This window comes from Spirillospora sp. NPDC052242, from assembly GCF_040679555.1.
In the GTDB taxonomy this organism is placed as follows: domain Bacteria; phylum Actinomycetota; class Actinomycetes; order Streptosporangiales; family Streptosporangiaceae; genus Spirillospora.
In genome coordinates, this window is the sequence record NZ_JBFAUZ010000020.1 from 36,325 (window position 1) to 54,026 (window position 17,702).

Below are 17,702 nucleotides of genomic sequence, written 5' to 3' on the forward strand. Positions count from 1 at the left end.
GGTTCCTCAGAGGTCGGCGGGAGCGGCCAGGCGGCCGGTGACGGCGGTGGCGGCGGCGACGGCGGGCGACACCAGGTGGGTGCGGCCGCCCGGCCCCTGCCGTCCTTCGAAGTTGCGGTTGGACGTCGAGGCGCTGCGCTCGCCCGGGGTGAGCTTGTCGGGGTTCATGGCGAGGCACATCGAGCAGCCGGCCTCCCGCCATTCGGCGCCCGAGGCGGAGATGACCGCGTCGAGGCCCTCGTCCTCGGCCTGCTTCTTGACCTTCATGGAGCCGGGGACGACCAGCATGCGGACGCCGTCGGCGACCTTGCGGTCCTTGAGGACGTCCGCGACGGCGCGCAGGTCCTCGATGCGCCCGTTGGTGCAGGAGCCGACGAAGACGGTGTCGACGGCGATCTCGCGCAGGGGCGTCCCGGCGGTGAGGCCCATGTACTCGAGGGCGCGCTCGGCGGCCTGGCGCTCGACGGGGTCGGCGAAGGACGCCGGGTCGGGCACGGAGTCGCCGAGCGGGAGGCCCTGGCCGGGGTTGGTGCCCCAGGTGACGAACGGGGTCAGCGCGGCGGCGTCGATGACGATCTCCTTGTCGAAGACCGCGTCGTCGTCGGTGCGCAGGGACGTCCAGTACTCGACGGCCGCGTCCCAGTCGGCGCCCCGGGGGGCGTGGGGGCGGCCCTTGATGTAGTCGAAGGTCGTCTCGTCCGGGGCGATCATGCCCGCGCGGGCGCCGGCCTCGATCGACATGTTGCAGACGGTCATGCGGCCTTCCATCGACAGCGAGCGGATCGCCGCGCCGCGGTACTCGATGATGTGGCCCTGGCCGCCGCCGGTGCCGATCCGGGCGATGATCGCCAGGATGAGGTCCTTGGCGGTGACGCCGGCGGGCAGCTCGCCCTCGACGGTGACGGCCATCGTCTTCGGCTTAACCTGCGGCAGCGTCTGGGTGGCGAGGACGTGCTCGACCTCGCTGGTGCCGATGCCGAATGCGAGCGCGCCGAACGCGCCGTGCGTGGAGGTGTGCGAGTCGCCGCACACGACCGTCATGCCCGGCTGGGTCAGCCCGAGCTGCGGGCCGATGACGTGGACGATGCCCTGGCCGTCGTCGCCCATCGGGTGCAGGCGGACGCCGAAGTCGGAGCAGTTCTTGCGCAGCGTCTCGACCTGGGTGCGCGACACCGGGTCGGCGATCGGCTTGAGCAGGTCGGTCGTCGGGACGTTGTGGTCCTCGGTGGCGATCGTCAGGTCGGGGCGGCGGACCTTGCGGCCGTTCATCCGCAGCCCGTCGAACGCCTGCGGGCTGGTGACCTCGTGCACCAGGTGCAGGTCGATGTAGAGGAGGTCGGGCTCGCCCTCGGCACGCCGTACGACGTGCGCGTCGTACACCTTCTCGGCCAGTGTCCGGCCCATCGCTCCCACCTCACCTGTCATGATTCGTCCGACGCGTTGCTTACCGCGTCGCTGGTCTTGTCCGCCCCGATTTGCATCTCACATTCCGAGACTGCAATATCAAGACATGGACAACTCTAGCGGAGTCGGCGTACTTGACAAAGCGGTTCTCGTGCTGAACGCGCTCGAGGCGGGTCCGGCGTCGCTCGCCCAGCTCGTCCAGAGCACCGGCCTGGCCCGGCCGACCGCCCACCGGCTCGCCGTCGCGCTGGAGCACCACCGGTTCGTGCACCGCGACGCGCAGGGCCGGTTCATCCTCGGCCCGCGCCTCGCCGAGCTGTCCGTCGCGGCCGGCGAGGACCGCCTGCTCGCCATCGCCCAGCCGATCCTGTCGCAGCTCCGCGACCTGACGGGCGAGAGCGCGTCGCTGTTCCGCCGCCAGGGGGACGTCCGGGTCTGCGTCGCCGCGGCCGAGCGCAGCAGCGGCCTGCGCGACACCATCCCGGTCGGGGCCGCCCTCCCGATGACCGCCGGGTCCGCCGCGCAGATCCTGCTCGCGTGGGAGGAGCCCGACCGGCTGCACCGGGGCCTGCGCGGCGCGAAGTTCGAGGCCGCGACGCTCGCGTCCGTCCGCCGCCGGGGCTGGGCGCAGAGCATCGGCGAGCGGGAGCAGGGCGTCGGCTCGGTGTCGGCCCCGATCCGCGGCGCCGCCGGACGGGTGATCGCCGCGGTGTCGGTGTCCGGGCCCCTCGAGCGCCTCACCCGCTCCCCCGGCCGGCTGCACGCGGGCCCCGTCATCGCCGCCGCCGAGAAGATCTCCGAGGGGATGCGGCGCACCGCGTCCTGACCGTCCGATAACGCCGAATCGCCCGCGGGGGCCGCCGATTCGGGGATACCCTCCGGGCGAGGGGGTGCGCGGTGCAGATCTCCGAGCTGAGCGACCGCAGCGGCCTGACGGTGCAGACGATCAAGTTCTACATCCGGCAGGGGCTGCTGCCCGGGGGCTCGGCGGTGAGCGCCACCCGGTCCGAGTACGGCCCCGCCCACCTGGAGCGGCTGCGGCTGATCAGCGCGCTGCGCGAGGTCGGCGACCTGCCGGTCGCGGCGATCCGCGAGGTCGTCGCGGCCGTCGACGGCGACTGCGGCCCGCACGGGCTGGTCGGCGCCGCGCAGCGCGCCGTCGGCCCGGACGCCGCCGCCCCCGCCGACCCCGACTGGCGCGCCGCCCGCCAGGACGTCGACGCGCTGCTCCGCGAACTCGGCTGGCGCGTCGACGCCGACGCCCCCGCCCGCGACCTGCTCGCCGCCGCGTTCGTCTCGCTGCGCCGCCTCGGCTACCCCGTCACGCTCGCCGACCTGCGCCCCTACGTCCGCGCGGCCGAGGGCGTCGCCGAGCACGAGATCGCCCGCGTCGACGAGACGGCCCCGCGCGCCCGGACCGTCCGGTCGCTGCTGGTGACGACCGTCGTGTACGAGCGGGTCTTCGCGGCCCTGCACCGGCTGGCGCAGGAGGACGCCTCCGCCCGCCGGTTCACCCCGTGACGGGGCGTCGGAGCCTGCGCGCGGCCGACGCCGTGTACCGCCGGGCCAAGCGCTGGGGGCTCGTCGGCTGCACGATCGGGCTCTTCCTCTGGTTCTTCGGTTTCCAGGCCGTCGCCGGCGAATGGTTCGGCATGTGGATGAACGAGACGTGGAACGGCATTCCCGACGCGGTGCGGCTGTGCACCTACATCGGCATCGTCCTCATCTACCTGACGATCGAAAACGACCGGGTCCCGCGTGACGCCGAGCACGCCGGCGGCGCGGGCGGGCGGCCGGTGCGCTCGTCCTGACCTGGGCCGGTGCCGCGGGGCGCCCGCCGGTCCGGCGGGCGTCCCGCGGCCCGATCGAACTTTTCCCAGCTGTTGGATGGGAAAAGCCGACAAATGAAAAATTGCAGCCATCACCTAATATGAAGGGACGAGAGCGGCAACCGGCCGCCCATTTCCCGAACGCAGGTTCGCCACACCGATGACCGCGACGCGCTCCCCCGAGTCCCCCGGCGGGCGGTGGACCGACCGCCTGCTCGCCGAGGGCAGCGACCCCGACCCGCGCTTCACCCTCGCCAACGAGCGGACCTTCCTCGCCTGGATCCGCACGGCGCTGGCCCTGGTCGCGGGCGGCGTCGGCGTGGCGCTGGCCGGCGACCTCGTGGACGCGCCGCTGCGGCACGTCCTCGCGATCGGCTTCTCCTCCGCCGGCGGGCTCGTGGCCGCGCTGGCGTTCCGCCGCTGGCTGCGCACCGAGCGCGCGCTGCGCCGCGACGAGACCCTCCCGCCCCCGGCCCTCGCCCCCCTCATGTCGTACGGCCTGGCGATCGGGGCGGTCGCCCTCGTCGTCGCCCTCCTCGTCACCCGATGACCTCCCGGCGGGCGCGCCCCGCGCGCCGCGCGGCGGCCGACAGCGCGCGCGGGCGATCGTGAAGCTCTGGGACCGGGGCGCGCAGCCGGAGCGGACGGCGCTGGCCTGGTCGCGCACGACGCTCGCGCTGGTCGTCGCGGGACTGTTCTGCGTGCGGCTGGCGCCGTCGGCGGTCGGCGCGGCGACGGCGGCGGCGGTCGTGTGCGGGGCCGCCGCGCTGCAGGTGCGCCGGACGCGCGCGAACCTGCGGCGGCGCGGGGAGCGGCTGGCGCGCGGCGCGCGGATCGCCGACGCCGAGTCCGTCCTGCTCACGACGGGCCTGACGATCCTGCTGGCCGTCGTGGGGATCCTGCTCGCGGTCTGAGGCATGCGCGGCCCGCATGCCTGGTGTGCGAAGCCTTCGCTGGTGTCATGGCCCGCCCGCGCCTAGCGTCGGACGCGCCATGACACGGACACGAATAACGCACAGCGATCCCACGACCGTCCCGGCGCCGCCGACGCCGCTCTACTCGCACGCCGTCCACGTGACGTCCGGACCGATGCTCTACGTCTCGGGGCAGATCGCCCTGGAGGACGACGGCACGGTGGCGGCGCCCGGCGACATGACGCGGCAGTCGGAGGTGGTCTTCTCCCTGCTGGAGCGGATCCTCGCCGCGCACGGCGCGGGCTTCGCCGACATCGTCAACATCCGCACGTTCCTCACCGACCTCGGCCGGTTGCCCGAGTACGGCGCGGTGCGGGCCCGGTACCTGCCGGGCCCGGCGCCGACGAGCACGACGGTGGAGGTGCCGCGCCTCTTCCACCCGGACGCGCTGCTCGAGGTCGAGGTCGTCGCGGCCGTCTAGCCGGACGCGGCCGGGCGGGACGCCTCCGCGCCGGCCGCGGCGTCCCGCAGGTCCCGGAGGAACGCCGTCACCGGCGGGGACCTGCGGGCGTGCCGGCCCACCGCCGCGTACACGGTGCGGCGCGGCGGCTCCGGCGCGACCGCCCGCAGGACGACGCCCTCCCGCGTCGCGCCGGGCGCGGCCAGGGACGGGACGAACGTGACGCCGAAGCCCGCGGCGACGAGGCCGAGCTTGGAGATCCACTCGGCGGCCCGCAGCGGCGTGCGCGGGGTGAACCCGGCGGCCTCGCAGCGGGCGTGCAGTGCGGCGACGGCCGCGGGGTCGTCGGCGACGATCCACGGGTCGTCCGCGAGGCCGTCCAGGAAGACGCGCCGGCGCGACGCGAGCGGATGGTCGCGCGGGAGGGCGACGAGCAGCTCGTCGTCGAGGAGGCGGACCGGGTCCCCCGCGGGGGCGGGGACCTTGTGCGTGCTGACGACGGCGACGTCGAGATCGCCCGCGTCGAGCATCGGCGCCAGCCGCTCGGTCAGATCCTCGCGCAGGACGATCCGCACCCCGGGGTGCCGCGCCCGGAGGCGGGCCAGGGCGGCCGGGACGAGCGCGACGTTCGCGGTCGGGAACGCGCCGACCCGGAGGGTTCCGGCGTCGAGGCGGCGCAGCCCGTCGAGGGCGCGGGCGGTGTCGGCGAGCCGATCGAGCAGGGCGCGGGCGTGCGGCAGGAGGTGCTCGGCGGCGGGCGTCGGACGGACGCCGCGCGCGCCCCTCGCGAACAGTTCGACGCCGCAGAGGTCCTCCAGGGCGGCGATCTGCCGGGACACGGCCGACTGGGTGTAGCCGCCGGCGGACGCGGCGGCGGTGAAGGAGCCGAGGTCGGCGACGGCGACGAACGTGCGGAGCAGCACGGGGTCGAGGGCTTCGGGGCGCATCACCCGCGAGGATACGGGCGGGGCGGGCGGTCGGGGGCGGGCGCCGGGGAGCGGAGCGGCGTCCCGAGCGTGATCACCGGTTGGTACCCTTTTGCACCTCACCCTCCGTCATCATCGCAGGTCCCCGAGGTGTCCATGCCCGACCGTCCGTTCATCAGCCTGGCGACCGACTTCGGCGCCGCCTACACCGCCATCTGCGCGGGCGTGATGTACGGGATCGTCCCGCACGCGAACGTGCTGGTGCTCAGCGACGAGATCACGCCCTTCGACGTGCGGGAGGGCGCGATGCTGCTGCGGCAGGCGCTGCCGTACCTGCCGCGGGGCGTGCACGTCGGGATCGTCGATCCGGGCGTGGGGACGCCGCGGCGGCCGGTCGCCATCGGCACCGGCCGCGGGGACGTGCTGGTCGGCCCGGACAACGGGCTGCTGCTCCCGGCGGCCGAGGCGCTCGGCGGCGTCACCGCCGCGCACGCGCTGGAGGACCCGGCGTACCGGCTGCCCGACGTGTCGACGTCGTTCCACGGGCGCGACATCTTCTCCCCCGCCGCCGCGCACGCCGCCGCGGGCGTCGCCGTCGCCGAGTTCGGCCCGGCCGTGGAGCCGCTGCCCCTCGACGTCCCGGCACCGGTCGTCGCCGCCGGGGAACTGACCGTCCCGGTCCTGTACACCGACCGGTTCGGCAGCCTCGTGCTCGGCGCGCGGCCGGGCGACCTCGCCGCCGCGCTCGGCGGGCCGGAGCCCGGCACCCCGCTGGACGTCGTCTGGACGGGTCCGGACGGCGCCGAGCGCACCGCGCGCGTGCCCTTCGCCGAGACGTTCGGCAGCGTGCCGCCCGGAAGCGCGCTGCTGTGGACCGACTCGTCCGGCTGGCTCGGCCTGGCCGTCAACCAGGGGTCGGCGGCCGAGGTCCTCGGTCTCGCCGGCGCGACCTCGCTCGCCCTCCGGGCCGTCCCGGCCGCTTAGATCACCACCGAACACACCCATGGAGCCCCCGTGTCCCGCCGCCACCTGCCCCTGCTGACGGGGCTCGCCGCCGTCGTCCTCGCCGGCACCGCCTGCGCCCCCGAGGAGACCTCGACCGCCGAGGCGCCCGCCTCCTGCGCCAAGGAGGACCTGAACCTCAAGACGCCCGGCAAGCTCACGATCGCGACCGACAAGCCCGCGTTCGAGCCGTGGTTCGCGGGCGACGACCCGTCGAACGGCGAGGGCTTCGAGAGCGCCGTGGCGTACGCGGTCGCCGGCGAGCTCGGGTTCGGCAAGAACGAGGTGACCTGGACGGTCCAGCCGTTCGACTCGGCGTACGCGCCCGGCCCGAAGAAGTTCGACTTCGACATCAACCAGATCTCGGTCACCCCGGAGCGGGCGAAGGCCGTGACGTTCAGCGACGGCTACTACACCGTCCGGCAGGCCGTGGTCACGATGGACGGCTCGAAGTACGCGGGCGCCACGACGATGGCCGAGCTGAAGGACGCCCGGATCGCGGTGCAGGTCGGGACGACCTCGCTGCAGGCCGTCAAGGAGCAGATCGGGCCCGATGACGAGCCGAAGGTGTTCAACACGCAGATCGACGCGGTGAACGCGCTGAAGAACGAGCAGGTGGACCTGCTGGTCGTCGACCTGCCGACCGCGTTCTACGTCACCGGCGCGCAGATCGACGGCTCGAAGATCGTCGGGCAGCTGCCGCACCGCGACGGCGACACCGAGCACTTCGGGCTGCTGCTGGAACGCGACAACCCCCTGGTGACCTGCCTCAACGAGGCCGTCGGCGCACTGAAGTCGTCCGGTGAGCTGCAGAAGCTCGAGGACAAGTGGCTGGCGGACGAGGCCGACGCGCCGCTGCTGAAGTGAAGGCACCGGCCGAGGGCGGCGCGCCGGACGGCGGCGCCGCCTGGGTGAAGAGCGAGCGGCAGCGCGAGCGCGAGCGGCGCCGCCGCCGCGCGGGCGTCCGGTCGGCGTCGCTGGCCACCGTGTCGAGCGTGCTGTTCGTCGCGGTCGTCGCCGGGGTCGTGGTGTCGTCGCCCGGCTGGCCCCGGGTGCACGAGACGTTCTTCAACTGGGGCGAGTTCACGGGCGCGCTCCCGGACGTCCTGCGCGGTTTCTGGCTGAACGTCCAGATCTTCCTCATCGCCGAGCCGCTCATCCTGCTGCTCGGGCTGCTGGTGGCGCTGGCGCGGGGGCTGCGCAACCCGCTGTTCTTCCCGCTGCGGGCGCTGGCGACCGCGTACACGGACGTCTTCCGGGGCATCCCGACGATCCTGCTGGTGTACCTGGTGGGGTTCGGGCTTCCGGCGCTGCAGCTGCAGGGCGTCCCGGACAGCCCTGCGGTGCTGGGCGGGCTCGCGCTCGTCCTGTCGTACGGCGCGTACGTCGCGGAGGTGTTCCGGGCGGGGATCGACTCGGTCCACCCGAGCCAGCGCGCGGCGGCCCGGTCGCTCGGGCTGAGCCAGCCGCAGGCGCTGCGGTTCGTGGTGCTGCCGCAGGCGGTGCGCCGGGTCGTGCCGCCGCTGCTGAACGACTTCGCGTCGCTGCAGAAGGACACGGCGCTGATCGCGGTGCTCGGCCCGCTGGAGGCGCTGCGGCAGGCGCAGATCCACTCGGCGGAGACGTTCAACTACACGCCCTACCTGGCGGCCGCGGTGCTGTTCGTCGCGCTGACGGTGCCGCTGGCCCGGTTCACCGACCATCTCGCGGCGCGCGCCGAGCGCCGCCGCGCCCCCGGAGGCGGCTCATGAGCGGACCCCTGCTGCGCGTCGAGGGCGTCTGGAAGACCTACCGGTCGCATCCGGTGCTGCGCGGCGTCGACCTGGACGTCGCGCGGCACGAGGTGGTGTGCCTGATCGGCGCGTCCGGTTCGGGGAAGTCGACGCTGCTGCGGTGCGTGAACGTGCTGGAGACGGTCGACGACGGCGCGATCTTCCTGGAGGACGAGGAGATCACCGACCCGGACGCCGATCCCGACGACGTCCGCAAGCGCATCGGGATGGTGTTCCAGTCGTACAACCTGTTCCCGCACATGTCGGTGCTCGACAACATCACGCTGGCGCCCGTCCGGGTGCACCGGCGGAAGCGGCGGGAGGCCGAGGAGCAGGCGCGGGAGCTGCTGGAGCGGTTCGGCCTGGCCGACAAGGCCGGCGAGTACCCCGACCGGCTGTCGGGCGGGCAGCAGCAGCGGGTGGCGATCATCCGCGCGATGGCGGGCCGGCCGAGCCTGCTGCTGCTCGACGAGGTGACGTCGGCGCTGGACCCGGAGCTGGTCACCGAGGTGATGGGCATCATCCGGGAGCTGAAGGAGTCGGGGATGACGATGATCCTGGCGACCCACGAGATGGGGTTCGCCCGGGACATCGCGGACACGGTGTGCTTCCTGCACGACGGCGTCCTGCTGGAGCGCGGCACCGCCGAGCAGATCTTCACCGAGCCGGCCGAGCCGCGGACCCGCGAGTTCCTGAGCCGCGTCCTGGAGTCCCGGCGGCTCTAGGGTGCCGCGATACTGAGCGGCATGTCTGATTCCATCGCCGAGCTGGACGTCGTCGCGTGGGTGCGGATCGTGGACGGGCGGCTGCTCGCCGTCCGGTCGCGCGGCCGCGACCTGCTGTACCTGCCGGGCGGCAAGCGGGAGCCGGGCGAGAGCGACTGGTCGGCGCTGGCGCGGGAGGTGCGCGAGGAGCTGGGCCTGGAACTGGAGCGGGCGTCGCTGCGCGAGCTGGGCGTGGTGCGGGCCCCCGCGCACGACCAGCCGGCGTTCGCGCACGTCCGGATGGCGTGCTTCACGGCGGACGGGCGGGGTGACATGGCCGCGTCCGGCGAGGTGGACGAGTTCCGCTTCGTCGGGCCGGACGAGCGCGGGCTGCTCGCCCCCGCCGCGCAGGCGGCCCTCGACCTCGCGGCGGAACGCGGGCTGCTCGGCCGCGGGTGAATTTTCGGCATTTCGTTGACGGCGAACGCGAGAGTGCCTAACGTCGTTACGCCCTCGATCGTCAACGCCCTCGATCGTCACGCCCTCATCCGCGCCGGGAGCCCGTCCGATGACCGAGCTCGACCGTCCCGCCGTCCCCGTCACGACGACGCTCGACCAGCCGATCGCGATGCGGGACGGCGTGGTCCTGCGCGCGGACGTGCACCGTCCGGCGTCGGGCGGGCCGCACCGGACCGTCCTCGTCCGCGGCCCCTACGGCGAGCAGGTGTTCCGGTCTCAGCCGGTCACCGCGTTCCTGCACGCGGGCATGGCGGTGGTGCTGCAGCACTGCCGGGGGCGCGGGCGCAGCGACGGCGAGTTCGCCCCGTGGGTGCACGAGGGCCGCGACGGCGCCGACACGGTCGCGTGGATCCGGGCGCAGCCGTGGTCGGACGGCGAGGTCGTCGCGTCCGGGACGTCCTACCTCGCCGGGTGCGCGCTGCAGCTCGCGGCCGAGCGGCCCGACGGGCTGAAGGCGGTCGTGGCGTCGATGACGCCGCACGACTTCTACGACGGATTGAAGTACCACGGGGGCGCGTTCGCGCTCGGGTCCGCGTTCCATTGGGGCGCGCTCCAGGGCCTGCTGGGCGCGCTGCACGGTGCCGCGGGCGGACGCGCGCGAGGTGACGGGTTCGCGCGGCTGCTGGGCGCGCTCGCCGAACCGGACAAGGCGCTGCGCACGACGCCCGTCCGGGACATGCCGGGAGTGTCGGAGATGTTCCCGTTCTGGCGCGACTGGACGGACCATCCCCACCGCGACGCGTACTGGCAGGACCTCGCCGAGACGCTCCGGCACGACCGCATCGACGTGCCGGTGCTGCACACGGCCGGATGGTTCGACGTGTTCCTGCGCGGCACCCTGGAGAACTTCCGGCGCATCCCCGGCGGACGGCTGGTCATCGGCCCGTGGACGCACCTGTCGCAGGCGTCCGGCGTCGGGGAGCTGAACTTCGGTCACGCGGCCGCCGCCGCGACCGCGCTGGTGGAGGCGGATCAGATCGCGTTCCTGAGCGGATCGACGGACGGCCCGAAGGTCCGCTACTTCACGATGGGCGCGAACGCGTGGCGGGAGGCCGCCTCGTGGCCGCCGCCCGGCTTCCCCCGCACGCCCTACTACCTGCACGCGGACGGGACGCTCTCCCCCGAGCCCCCGGGGACGGACGCGCCCCCCTCGACGTTCGTCCACGACCCCGACGACCCGGTGCCGACGCACGGCGGCGGGCTGCTGCTGCCCGACCCGGTCAACGCGGGCCCCCGCGACCAGCGCGCCGTCGAGGAACGCCCGGACGTCCTGTGCTTCACCACGCCCGTCCTGAGCGCGGACGTCGAGGTGACGGGCCCGGTCACGGCGGTGCTGCACGCGGCGACGACCGCGCCGGGCGCCGACTGGACGGCCAAGCTCGTGGACGTGTGGCCGGACGGGCGCGCGATGAACGTCGCCGACGGGATCGTCCGCTCCCCCGGCGACCGGACGCGGCACGAGATCGACCTCGCCGCCACGAGCCAGACGTTCCGCGCCGGTCACCGCGTCCGCGTCGAGATCGCCTCGTCGAACTTCCCGCGGTTCGACCGGCACCCGGCGATGGTCCGCGCCGAGCACACCGTGTTCCACGACGCGGCCCGCGCGTCCCGGATCGTCCTGCCGCTCAGGACGTCCTGACCGGCCGGTTCGCGAGCAGCACGCCCGCACCGCCGAGCACCAGCCCGGCGACGGCCAGCGGGTGCAGGGACTGGCCGATGAGCGCCCACGCCATGACGGCGGTGACCGACGGCGTGAGGAAGAACAGGGTGCTGACGCGGCTCGCGGAGAACCGCTGCAGCATCGTGTTGAGCAGCAGGAACGCGGCGATGGCGTTGACCAGGACCATCCAGGCGACCGAGCCGGTGAACTTCGTCCAGTCCGAGACGTGCGGGGTCTCCAACAGGAGGCTGAGCACGCCGACGGCCGGGGCGGCGGCGAGGAGCTGCGCGGCGGTGCCGGAGCGGACGTCCATGTCCGGGACGAACCGCTTCTGGTAGAGGGTCCCGGCGCTGAGGCCGAGGAGGCCGACCAGGCACAGCAGCACGCCCCCGGCCGACAGGGCGAGCCGGTCGGCGACGGCGAGGGCGACGCCGGCGGCGCCGAGCGCGAAGCCGAGCCACTGGCGGACGGTGACGGTCTCGCCGAGGAACCGGGCGGCGAACGCGACCACGACGGGGTTGAGGCCCTGCACGAGGGAGACGACCGCCGCGGGGAAACCGAGGTCGAGCGCGGTGTAGAAGCTGCCGAACTGGACGGCCTGGATGAGCAGGCCGGTGACGGCGATGTGCGCGAGGGCCCGGCCGCGCGGCCACGGCGCGCGGACGGCCAGCGCGTACGCGGCGAGCAGCAGCCCGGCGAGGCCGAACCGGGCGAACATCAGCAGCAGCGGCGGCGCCGACTCCACGCCCGGCACGCCCGCGATGAACGCGCTGCTCCACAGCACGACGAACAGGGGCGGCGCCACCGCCATCGGGCTCACCCGGCGCGACGGCCCGGTCGAACCGTGCGTACGGGTACGGGCGGGGCGGGAGCCGGTCGTCCGGTCGCTGGTCGGCGGGGCCGACGACATGCGTGATCCTTCGATTCGGGGGCGGGACGCGAGGGCGGGCGGGCATTCGGCCGTGACCGGCCCCCGCGGGACGGTCCGCGCGGGGGCCGCAGGGGACGGAACGTCCGGCGGGGATCGCGGGCGGGCTCAGCGGGCGGCGGGGAGCGCGGCGCGGCGCAGGTCCCAGAGCTCCTCGTCGGACGTGCACACGCCCGCGGCGCCGTGGCCGAGCGCGGCGGCGACGTCCGCCGCGCCCTGGACGAACCCGGCGGCCAGGTACGGGATGCCGAGGTCCCGCGCCTGGCGCTCGACGTACGGCAGGACGACCGCGGGCATGAGCTGCACGAGGTCGGGCTGCGAGCGGGCGACCGACTGGACGCTGCGGTGCAGGTTGGAACGGTCCGTCACGAAGACCTTCTGCATCGCCAGCAGGCCCAGCGCGCTCGCCCGCTCGACGATCCCGGCGCGGGTGGAGCAGACCGCGACCGCCCCGATGCCCTTGAGGTAGGTGAGCGCGCCCGGGTCGTGGCCGAGGCCGGGAGTCGAGTCGATGTTGACGAACACGATCTTCCCGGCGGCCGCCGTCCTCGCCACGGTGGCCTGGAGGTCGACCAGCGGGACCGAGGCGAGGACCCCCAGCGGGGCCGGCGTCGCGGTGAACCGCTCCGCCATGGCCGTGCCGACGAGCGAGGCCATGACGGGGTACTCCGCCAGCGCGGTCAGCAGGCGGCGGTCCACCGGACGTTTCGGGCGTGGGCTCACAGCCAAATGCTACGCACCTGCTCCAAAACGGGACGGAAGGCCCAGCTTGCCCGGGTTCATGATCCCGGCCGGGTCGAGGGCCCGCTTGACCAGCGCGAGCGTCCCGAAGCCGCTGCCGAGCGCCTTCTCCATGTACGGGGAGCGGAGCAGGCCGACGCCGTGGTGGTGGCTGATCGCCGCGCCGTGCCGGATGAGGACGTCGTTCGCGGCGTCCCACGCGGCCCGGTACCACTCGCGGCGGCGGGACCGTTCGACGTCGCCGCGCAGCGAGAAGTAGATGCAGGCGCCGTCGGTGTAGGCGTGCGACTGGTGCGCGGACGCGCGCAGCGTGCCGGGCACGGCCTCGATCGCCTCGACGACCTCGGTGTAGATCGCCGACAGGGCCGACCAGGGCGCGGCGATCTCGCAGGTGTCGGCGACGAAGCCGGGGCCCTTCGCGAAGCCGTCGCCGGACTTGCCGACGAGCATCCGCTCGTCCAGCCAGCGCTCGAACACCGCGTCGCCGTCCAGGGTGACGGACGCGGCGGCGCCGCAGACGTCCGCGACGATCGCCATCGTGGCGTCGACCAGCGCCGGGTCGCCCTCGTCGGCGATGAGCAGCAGGTTGGTGTCCGGCTCGCCGAAGTGCGTGCCGCTCTCGTGCGCGTCGTACAGGCGCAGGACGGCGGGGGCGGCGCCGCGCTGGAGGATCTCCCGGCAGGCGTCCAGCCCGGCGGCGAACGTGGCGAACCCGTAGGCGAGGCCCTTGGCGTACTCGGGCAGGCGGTGCACGCGCAGCCGCAGGCGGGTGATCACGCCGAGGGTGCCCTCGGAGCCGATGAACAGCTGCCGCAGGTCGGGGCCGGTGGCCGCGCGCGGGTAGGTGCCGTAGGAGGCGGTGGACCCGTCGGGGAGGACGACGTCCAGCCCGACGACCATGTCCTCGATCTTGCCGTAGCGGGTGGACAGCTGCCCGGCGCCGCGGCAGGCGGCCCAGCCGCCGACCGTGGAGATGGCGAACGCCGACGGCCAGTGGCCGGTGGTGGCGCCGTGCACCTCCTGCAGCTCCTTCTCGAACAGGTCGCCGAACATGCCCGCCTGCACCTCGACGATCATCGACTCGGCGTCGAACGCGACGATGCGGTTCAGCCCGCACACGTCCAGCACGACCCCGCCGTGGACCGGCAGCGCGGCGCCGAGCACGTTGCTGCGCCCGGCGGAGACGGTCAGCGGGATCTCGTGCGCCGCGCACACGCGGACGACCGCGGCGACCTGGTCCTCGTCGGCGGCCTCGACGATCACGGCGTCGGGGGTGGCGGGGGCGCCGTCGGTCTCGCCGATGGACGTGCCCGCCCACCAGTCGCGGGTCCGCCGGACGACCTCGTCGCGCTCGGTGTGGACGGCGGCCGCGACGGCGCGCAGCTCGGCGACGACGGCGTCCGGCACGCGGACGACCTCGCCCTGCAGGCTCGCCGGCCCGTCCCCGGGCGGGCAGTCGGCGGCCCAGCGCGGCGGGGTGGGGGCGCCGACGACGTAGTCGCCGCGGTTGAACGGGTGCGTGACGGTCTGCCTGCTGATCATGAAAGTCCCTCCATCAGAACGGTCTTCTCCCGGTCGATGCCGGACACGTACTCCTCCACCTGCCGGGCGACCTCGTCGTCCGGCAGGCCCAGCTCGCGCTGCAGCAGCCGCCCCACCTCGGGCGCCGCCCGCACCGACAGGTCGCGGGCGAACAGCCGCATGCGGGTGCGCCGCGACAGGACGTCGTCCACGGACCGCGCCAGCTCGCAGCGCGCCGCGTAGACGACCTCGGCGCGCAGGTAGGCCGTGCCCTCGACGATCGGCTCGGCGAGCGAGGCGTCCTCGGCGAACAGCGCGGCGACGAAGCGGGACTCGGTGCCGTAGCGCTCGCCCAGGTGGGCGCCCGTTCCGCCGGTCGCCGCGGTGGCCTCGGCGTCGTATCCGGCGGCGCCGAGCAGCGGCAGCCTCGCGGTGCGGCACGCGGCCTTGCGGCCGAGCACCTTCAGCGCCTCGTCCACGACCAGCTCGCCCATGTGCCGGCTGGTGGTGAGCTTGCCGCCGGTGACGGTGACCATCCCGTGCGCGTCGGTGGTGACGCGGTGGTCGCGGCTCAGGTCGAGCGTCGCGCCCTCCTTGCCGTCCTTCGCGCCCACCAGCGGCCGCAGCCCGGCGATCGAGCCGACGACGTCGGCGTGCGTGAGGTCGGCGTCGAACGCGGTGTTGGCGCCGTCCAGGAGGTAGTCCATCTCCGCCCTGGTGCACAGCACCTCGTCGAGCGGCCCGTCGTAGTCGGTGTCGGTGGTGCCGACGACCACCACGTCGCCCCAGCGGGTGCAGGTCGCGCGGCGCGCCCGCCCCGGGACGGGCACGGTGACGGTGCCGTCGATGGGCAGCCGCGTCCACGGCACCACGATGTGGACGCCCTTCGCGGGACGGACGGTCGGCTCGTGCGCCGGGTCGGACAGGGCGTCCACCGTGTCGGACCAGACGCCCGTCGCGTTCACCACGACGCCGGCGCGGACCTCGATCGCGCGCCCGTCGACCTCGACGGTCGCGCCGCGCACCCGTCCGCCCTCGCGGATCAGGCCGGTGCAGGCGGCGCCGTTCAGGACGGTCGCACCGAAGTGCGCGGCGGTCCGCGCGATCGTCAGCGTGAGGCGGGCGTCGTCGGTGCGGCTGTCGTAGTACAGCAGCCCGCCCTTGAGCCGGTCGGCGCGCAGCTTCGGCGCCCGCGTCAGGACCTCGGGGACGGTCAGCTTCTGGTGCAGCCGGCCGATGCGCCAGCCGCCGGCCAGGTCGTACGTCCACAGCAGCCCCTCGAACGCCTTGGCGATCTTCGGGTCGAACACGCCGTCCTGCGTCAGGACGGGGAACACGAACGGCAGCCGGTGCACCAGGTGGGCGGCGTTGCGGCGGAACCGCTGCCGCTCCAGCAGGGAGCGCCGCACCAGCGGCAGGTTGCCCTGCTCGATGTAGCGGAGCCCGCCGTGCACCATCTTGGACGACTTGGACGACGTGCCGGAGGCGAAGTCGTCGCGCTCGACGAGGGCGACCGACAGGCCGCGGGTGGCGGCGTCCAGCGCGGTGTAGCAGCCGGTCACGCCGCCGCCGACGACGAGGACGTCGACGGGGCGGGCGGCGAGCCGTTCGACCTGCCGCGCGCGGTCCAGGAGCAGCGGGGTCCGGCGGATGGCGTTCCGCGTCTCGGATCTCGCCTTGCGTTCGGGCAGTCGGATCACGGCTTCGATTCCTCCGGTGACGTGCTGGTATGTGACGTGCTGGTGGATGACGGGGCCAGGTGGCGGGCGAGCAGGTCGCGCCACCGGGCGCGGGCCTCGGCCCGCCGGGAGCCGGGCAGGGTCGGCTCGAAGACGGGGGCGTCCTCGAGCGCGGCGGCGGTGGCGAGGTCGGGCCACAGCCCGGCCTTCACCCCGCCGAGGTAGGCGGCGCCGCGCAGGCTCGCGGTCTCGTTGCCGGGGGCGCGCCGCACCGGACGTCCGATCAGGTCGGCCTGGCTCGCCATCAGGACGTCGCTGGCGGCGAGGCCACCGCCGCAGAACAGGTCGGTGACGGGCGCGCCCCCGGCCACCTCGACGCCTTCGAGCAGGTCGCACACCGAGTGCGCGAAGCCGTCGAGGATGCCGCGGGCGAGCGCGGCGCGGGTCGTGGACAGGCTGAGCCCGGTGAGGATCCCGGTGGCCTCGGGCGCCCACGCGGGGGTGCGCAGGCCCGCGAGCGCCGGGACGAACAGGACGTCCGACGGCCCGTCGTGCTCGCGCGCGAGTTCGGCGAGGTGGCGGGGCGACTCGAACAGGCCGATCTCCTCGCAGAGCCAGCGCATCGCCGAGCCGGTGGTGGACGCGTAGCCCTCCAGGCTGAACACGCTGGTGCCGCGCGACCGCCAGCCGACGAGCGTGAGGATCCCCGGGACGGCGCGGCGGTGCGCGGGCGGCGCGGCGCCGGCGACGGCGTCCACGAACGTCCCGGTGCCGTGCACGCAGGTGGCCCGCCCGGGGCGGTGCGCGCCGAGCGCGATCATCGCGGCGTGCTGGTCGCCCATGACCGACAGGACCGGCAGCCGGACGCCGAGCACCGCCGGGTCGGTGCCGCCGAGGTCGGCGTCGTCGTCGACGATCTCGGGCAGGACGTCGCGCGGGCAGCCGAGGAACTCGACCCACGGGTCGTACCAGGTGCCGGTGCGCAGGTCGTAGGCGCCCGCCGCGACCGCGTTCGTCGCGGACATGACGTGCCGCGCGCCGCCGGTCAGCTTCCACACCAGCCAGGTGTCGACCGATCCGAACGCGAGCCGTCCCCGCTCGTGGGCGCGGCGCGCGGCGTCGTTGCGGGCGATCTCCTCGGCGGCCCACAGCAGCGGCGCGCGCGAGCCGACGGGACGTCCGGTGCGCTCGACGAGCCGGTCGTCCCACGCGGGCTCGAACGCGCGCAGCCGCGCGGCGTACCGGCGGTCCTGCCACACGACGGCCGGGCTGAGCGGCTCGCCGGTCGCGGTGTCCCACACCAGGACGGTCGCGCGCTGCGTCGCCACCGACACGCCGACGACCTCGACGTCCTCGGCGGCGGCCCACGCCAGGGCGCGCCGGCACACCTCGACGGTGTTCGCCCAGATCTCGGCGGCGTCCTGCTCCACCCGCAGGTGGTCGGGCGAGCTGACCGAGATGGGCAGGTAGGCGGGGGGCGCCGCGCCGCCGTCGTCGAGGACGACGGCGGCACGGGTTCCCGTGGTGCCCTCATCGATGCTCAGCACGCCGCGGCGGCGTCGCCCGTTTCTCAGCGCCCCGATCATCAGCGAAGGTCCTTTCCTCACACGGGCGCGCGTCCGGACGGGCGCGCGCGGTCGGAC

19 protein-coding genes are annotated in these 17,702 nt (G+C 74.5%); 12 read left to right on the plus strand and 7 right to left on the minus strand.

What is annotated here, in order from left to right; all coding sequences use genetic code 11:
- Positions 1-6: 6 nt before the first annotated feature.
- Positions 7-1,404, minus strand: coding sequence for a 3-isopropylmalate dehydratase large subunit (gene leuC, locus AB0L25_RS17970; RefSeq protein WP_500173364.1), 1,398 nt, complete (start codon positions 1,402-1,404; stop codon positions 7-9).
- Between the two features lie 106 nt (positions 1,405-1,510).
- Here leuC and AB0L25_RS17975 point away from each other — a divergent pair, with 106 nt between their 5' ends.
- From AB0L25_RS17975 to AB0L25_RS18000, 6 genes are all read left to right on the plus strand, one after another.
- Complete coding sequence (locus tag AB0L25_RS17975; RefSeq protein WP_500173366.1) at positions 1,511-2,230, plus strand: IclR family transcriptional regulator; 720 nt, start codon at positions 1,511-1,513, stop codon at positions 2,228-2,230.
- A gap of 71 nt (positions 2,231-2,301) precedes the next feature.
- The gene (locus AB0L25_RS17980) at positions 2,302-2,925 is read left to right on the plus strand and encodes a MerR family transcriptional regulator (protein ID WP_500173368.1); all 624 of its coding nucleotides are present in this window, start codon (positions 2,302-2,304) and stop codon (positions 2,923-2,925) included.
- Complete coding sequence (locus AB0L25_RS17985; protein ID WP_500173370.1) at positions 2,922-3,215, plus strand: DUF2165 family protein; 294 nt, start codon at positions 2,922-2,924, stop codon at positions 3,213-3,215. Before AB0L25_RS17980 ends, AB0L25_RS17985 begins: the two co-directional genes overlap by 4 nt.
- A 178-nt stretch (positions 3,216-3,393) precedes the next feature.
- Positions 3,394-3,783 (plus strand): YidH family protein, encoded by a 390-nt coding sequence (locus AB0L25_RS17990; RefSeq protein WP_500173372.1) that lies wholly within the window; start codon positions 3,394-3,396, stop codon positions 3,781-3,783.
- A 58-nt stretch (positions 3,784-3,841) separates the two neighbouring features.
- Positions 3,842-4,147 (plus strand): DUF202 domain-containing protein, encoded by a 306-nt coding sequence (locus AB0L25_RS17995; RefSeq protein ID WP_500173374.1) that lies wholly within the window; start codon positions 3,842-3,844, stop codon positions 4,145-4,147.
- A 79-nt stretch (positions 4,148-4,226) separates the two neighbouring features.
- Positions 4,227-4,628, plus strand: coding sequence for a RidA family protein (locus AB0L25_RS18000; RefSeq protein ID WP_500173377.1), 402 nt, complete (start codon positions 4,227-4,229; stop codon positions 4,626-4,628).
- Here the strand turns inward: AB0L25_RS18000 and AB0L25_RS18005 are convergent.
- Positions 4,625-5,554, minus strand: coding sequence for a LysR family transcriptional regulator (locus AB0L25_RS18005; protein ID WP_500173379.1), 930 nt, complete (start codon positions 5,552-5,554; stop codon positions 4,625-4,627). The genes AB0L25_RS18000 and AB0L25_RS18005 overlap by 4 nt on opposite strands.
- A 135-nt stretch (positions 5,555-5,689) precedes the next feature.
- Between AB0L25_RS18005 and AB0L25_RS18010 the strand changes: the two genes are divergently transcribed.
- The 6 genes from AB0L25_RS18010 to AB0L25_RS18035 all read left to right on the plus strand — a co-directional run bounded on the left by AB0L25_RS18010 (position 5,690) and on the right by AB0L25_RS18035 (position 11,169).
- Positions 5,690-6,517, plus strand: a complete 828-nt coding sequence (locus AB0L25_RS18010) for an SAM hydrolase/SAM-dependent halogenase family protein (protein ID WP_500173381.1) — start codon at positions 5,690-5,692, stop codon at positions 6,515-6,517.
- A gap of 30 nt (positions 6,518-6,547) precedes the next feature.
- Positions 6,548-7,402 carry an ABC transporter substrate-binding protein gene (locus tag AB0L25_RS18015; protein WP_500173383.1) on the plus strand — a complete coding sequence of 285 codons (855 nt, stop codon included), beginning with the start codon at positions 6,548-6,550 and terminating at the stop codon, positions 7,400-7,402.
- Positions 7,399-8,286, plus strand: a complete 888-nt coding sequence (locus AB0L25_RS18020; RefSeq protein WP_500173385.1) for an amino acid ABC transporter permease — start codon at positions 7,399-7,401, stop codon at positions 8,284-8,286. The genes AB0L25_RS18015 and AB0L25_RS18020 overlap by 4 nt, the downstream gene beginning before the upstream one ends.
- Positions 8,283-9,032 (plus strand): amino acid ABC transporter ATP-binding protein, encoded by a 750-nt coding sequence (locus AB0L25_RS18025; protein WP_500173387.1) that lies wholly within the window; start codon positions 8,283-8,285, stop codon positions 9,030-9,032. The genes AB0L25_RS18020 and AB0L25_RS18025 overlap by 4 nt, the downstream gene beginning before the upstream one ends.
- A gap of 21 nt (positions 9,033-9,053) precedes the next feature.
- Positions 9,054-9,470 (plus strand): NUDIX hydrolase, encoded by a 417-nt coding sequence (locus tag AB0L25_RS18030; RefSeq protein WP_500173390.1) that lies wholly within the window; start codon positions 9,054-9,056, stop codon positions 9,468-9,470.
- A gap of 109 nt (positions 9,471-9,579) precedes the next feature.
- Positions 9,580-11,169 carry a CocE/NonD family hydrolase gene (locus AB0L25_RS18035; RefSeq protein ID WP_500173393.1) on the plus strand — a complete coding sequence of 530 codons (1,590 nt, stop codon included), beginning with the start codon at positions 9,580-9,582 and terminating at the stop codon, positions 11,167-11,169.
- On the opposite strand, the gene AB0L25_RS18040 is transcribed toward AB0L25_RS18035, so the two are convergent.
- The 5 genes from AB0L25_RS18040 to AB0L25_RS18060 form a co-directional block, all read right to left on the minus strand.
- Positions 11,156-12,100, minus strand: coding sequence for a DMT family transporter (locus AB0L25_RS18040; protein ID WP_500173395.1), 945 nt, complete (start codon positions 12,098-12,100; stop codon positions 11,156-11,158). The genes AB0L25_RS18035 and AB0L25_RS18040 overlap by 14 nt on opposite strands.
- Before the next feature lie 126 nt (positions 12,101-12,226).
- Positions 12,227-12,841, minus strand: coding sequence for a glycerol-3-phosphate responsive antiterminator (locus AB0L25_RS18045; protein ID WP_500173397.1), 615 nt, complete (start codon positions 12,839-12,841; stop codon positions 12,227-12,229).
- Positions 12,842-12,850: 9 nt separating this feature from the next.
- Positions 12,851-14,401 carry an FAD-binding oxidoreductase gene (locus AB0L25_RS18050; RefSeq protein WP_500173399.1) on the minus strand — a complete coding sequence of 517 codons (1,551 nt, stop codon included), beginning with the start codon at positions 14,399-14,401 and terminating at the stop codon, positions 12,851-12,853.
- Positions 14,398-16,080, minus strand: coding sequence for a glycerol-3-phosphate dehydrogenase/oxidase (locus AB0L25_RS18055; protein WP_500173401.1), 1,683 nt, complete (start codon positions 16,078-16,080; stop codon positions 14,398-14,400). Before AB0L25_RS18055 ends, AB0L25_RS18050 begins: the two co-directional genes overlap by 4 nt.
- Positions 16,077-17,645 (minus strand): FGGY family carbohydrate kinase, encoded by a 1,569-nt coding sequence (locus AB0L25_RS18060; protein WP_500173403.1) that lies wholly within the window; start codon positions 17,643-17,645, stop codon positions 16,077-16,079. Before AB0L25_RS18060 ends, AB0L25_RS18055 begins: the two co-directional genes overlap by 4 nt.
- Positions 17,646-17,702: the final 57 nt, after the last annotated feature.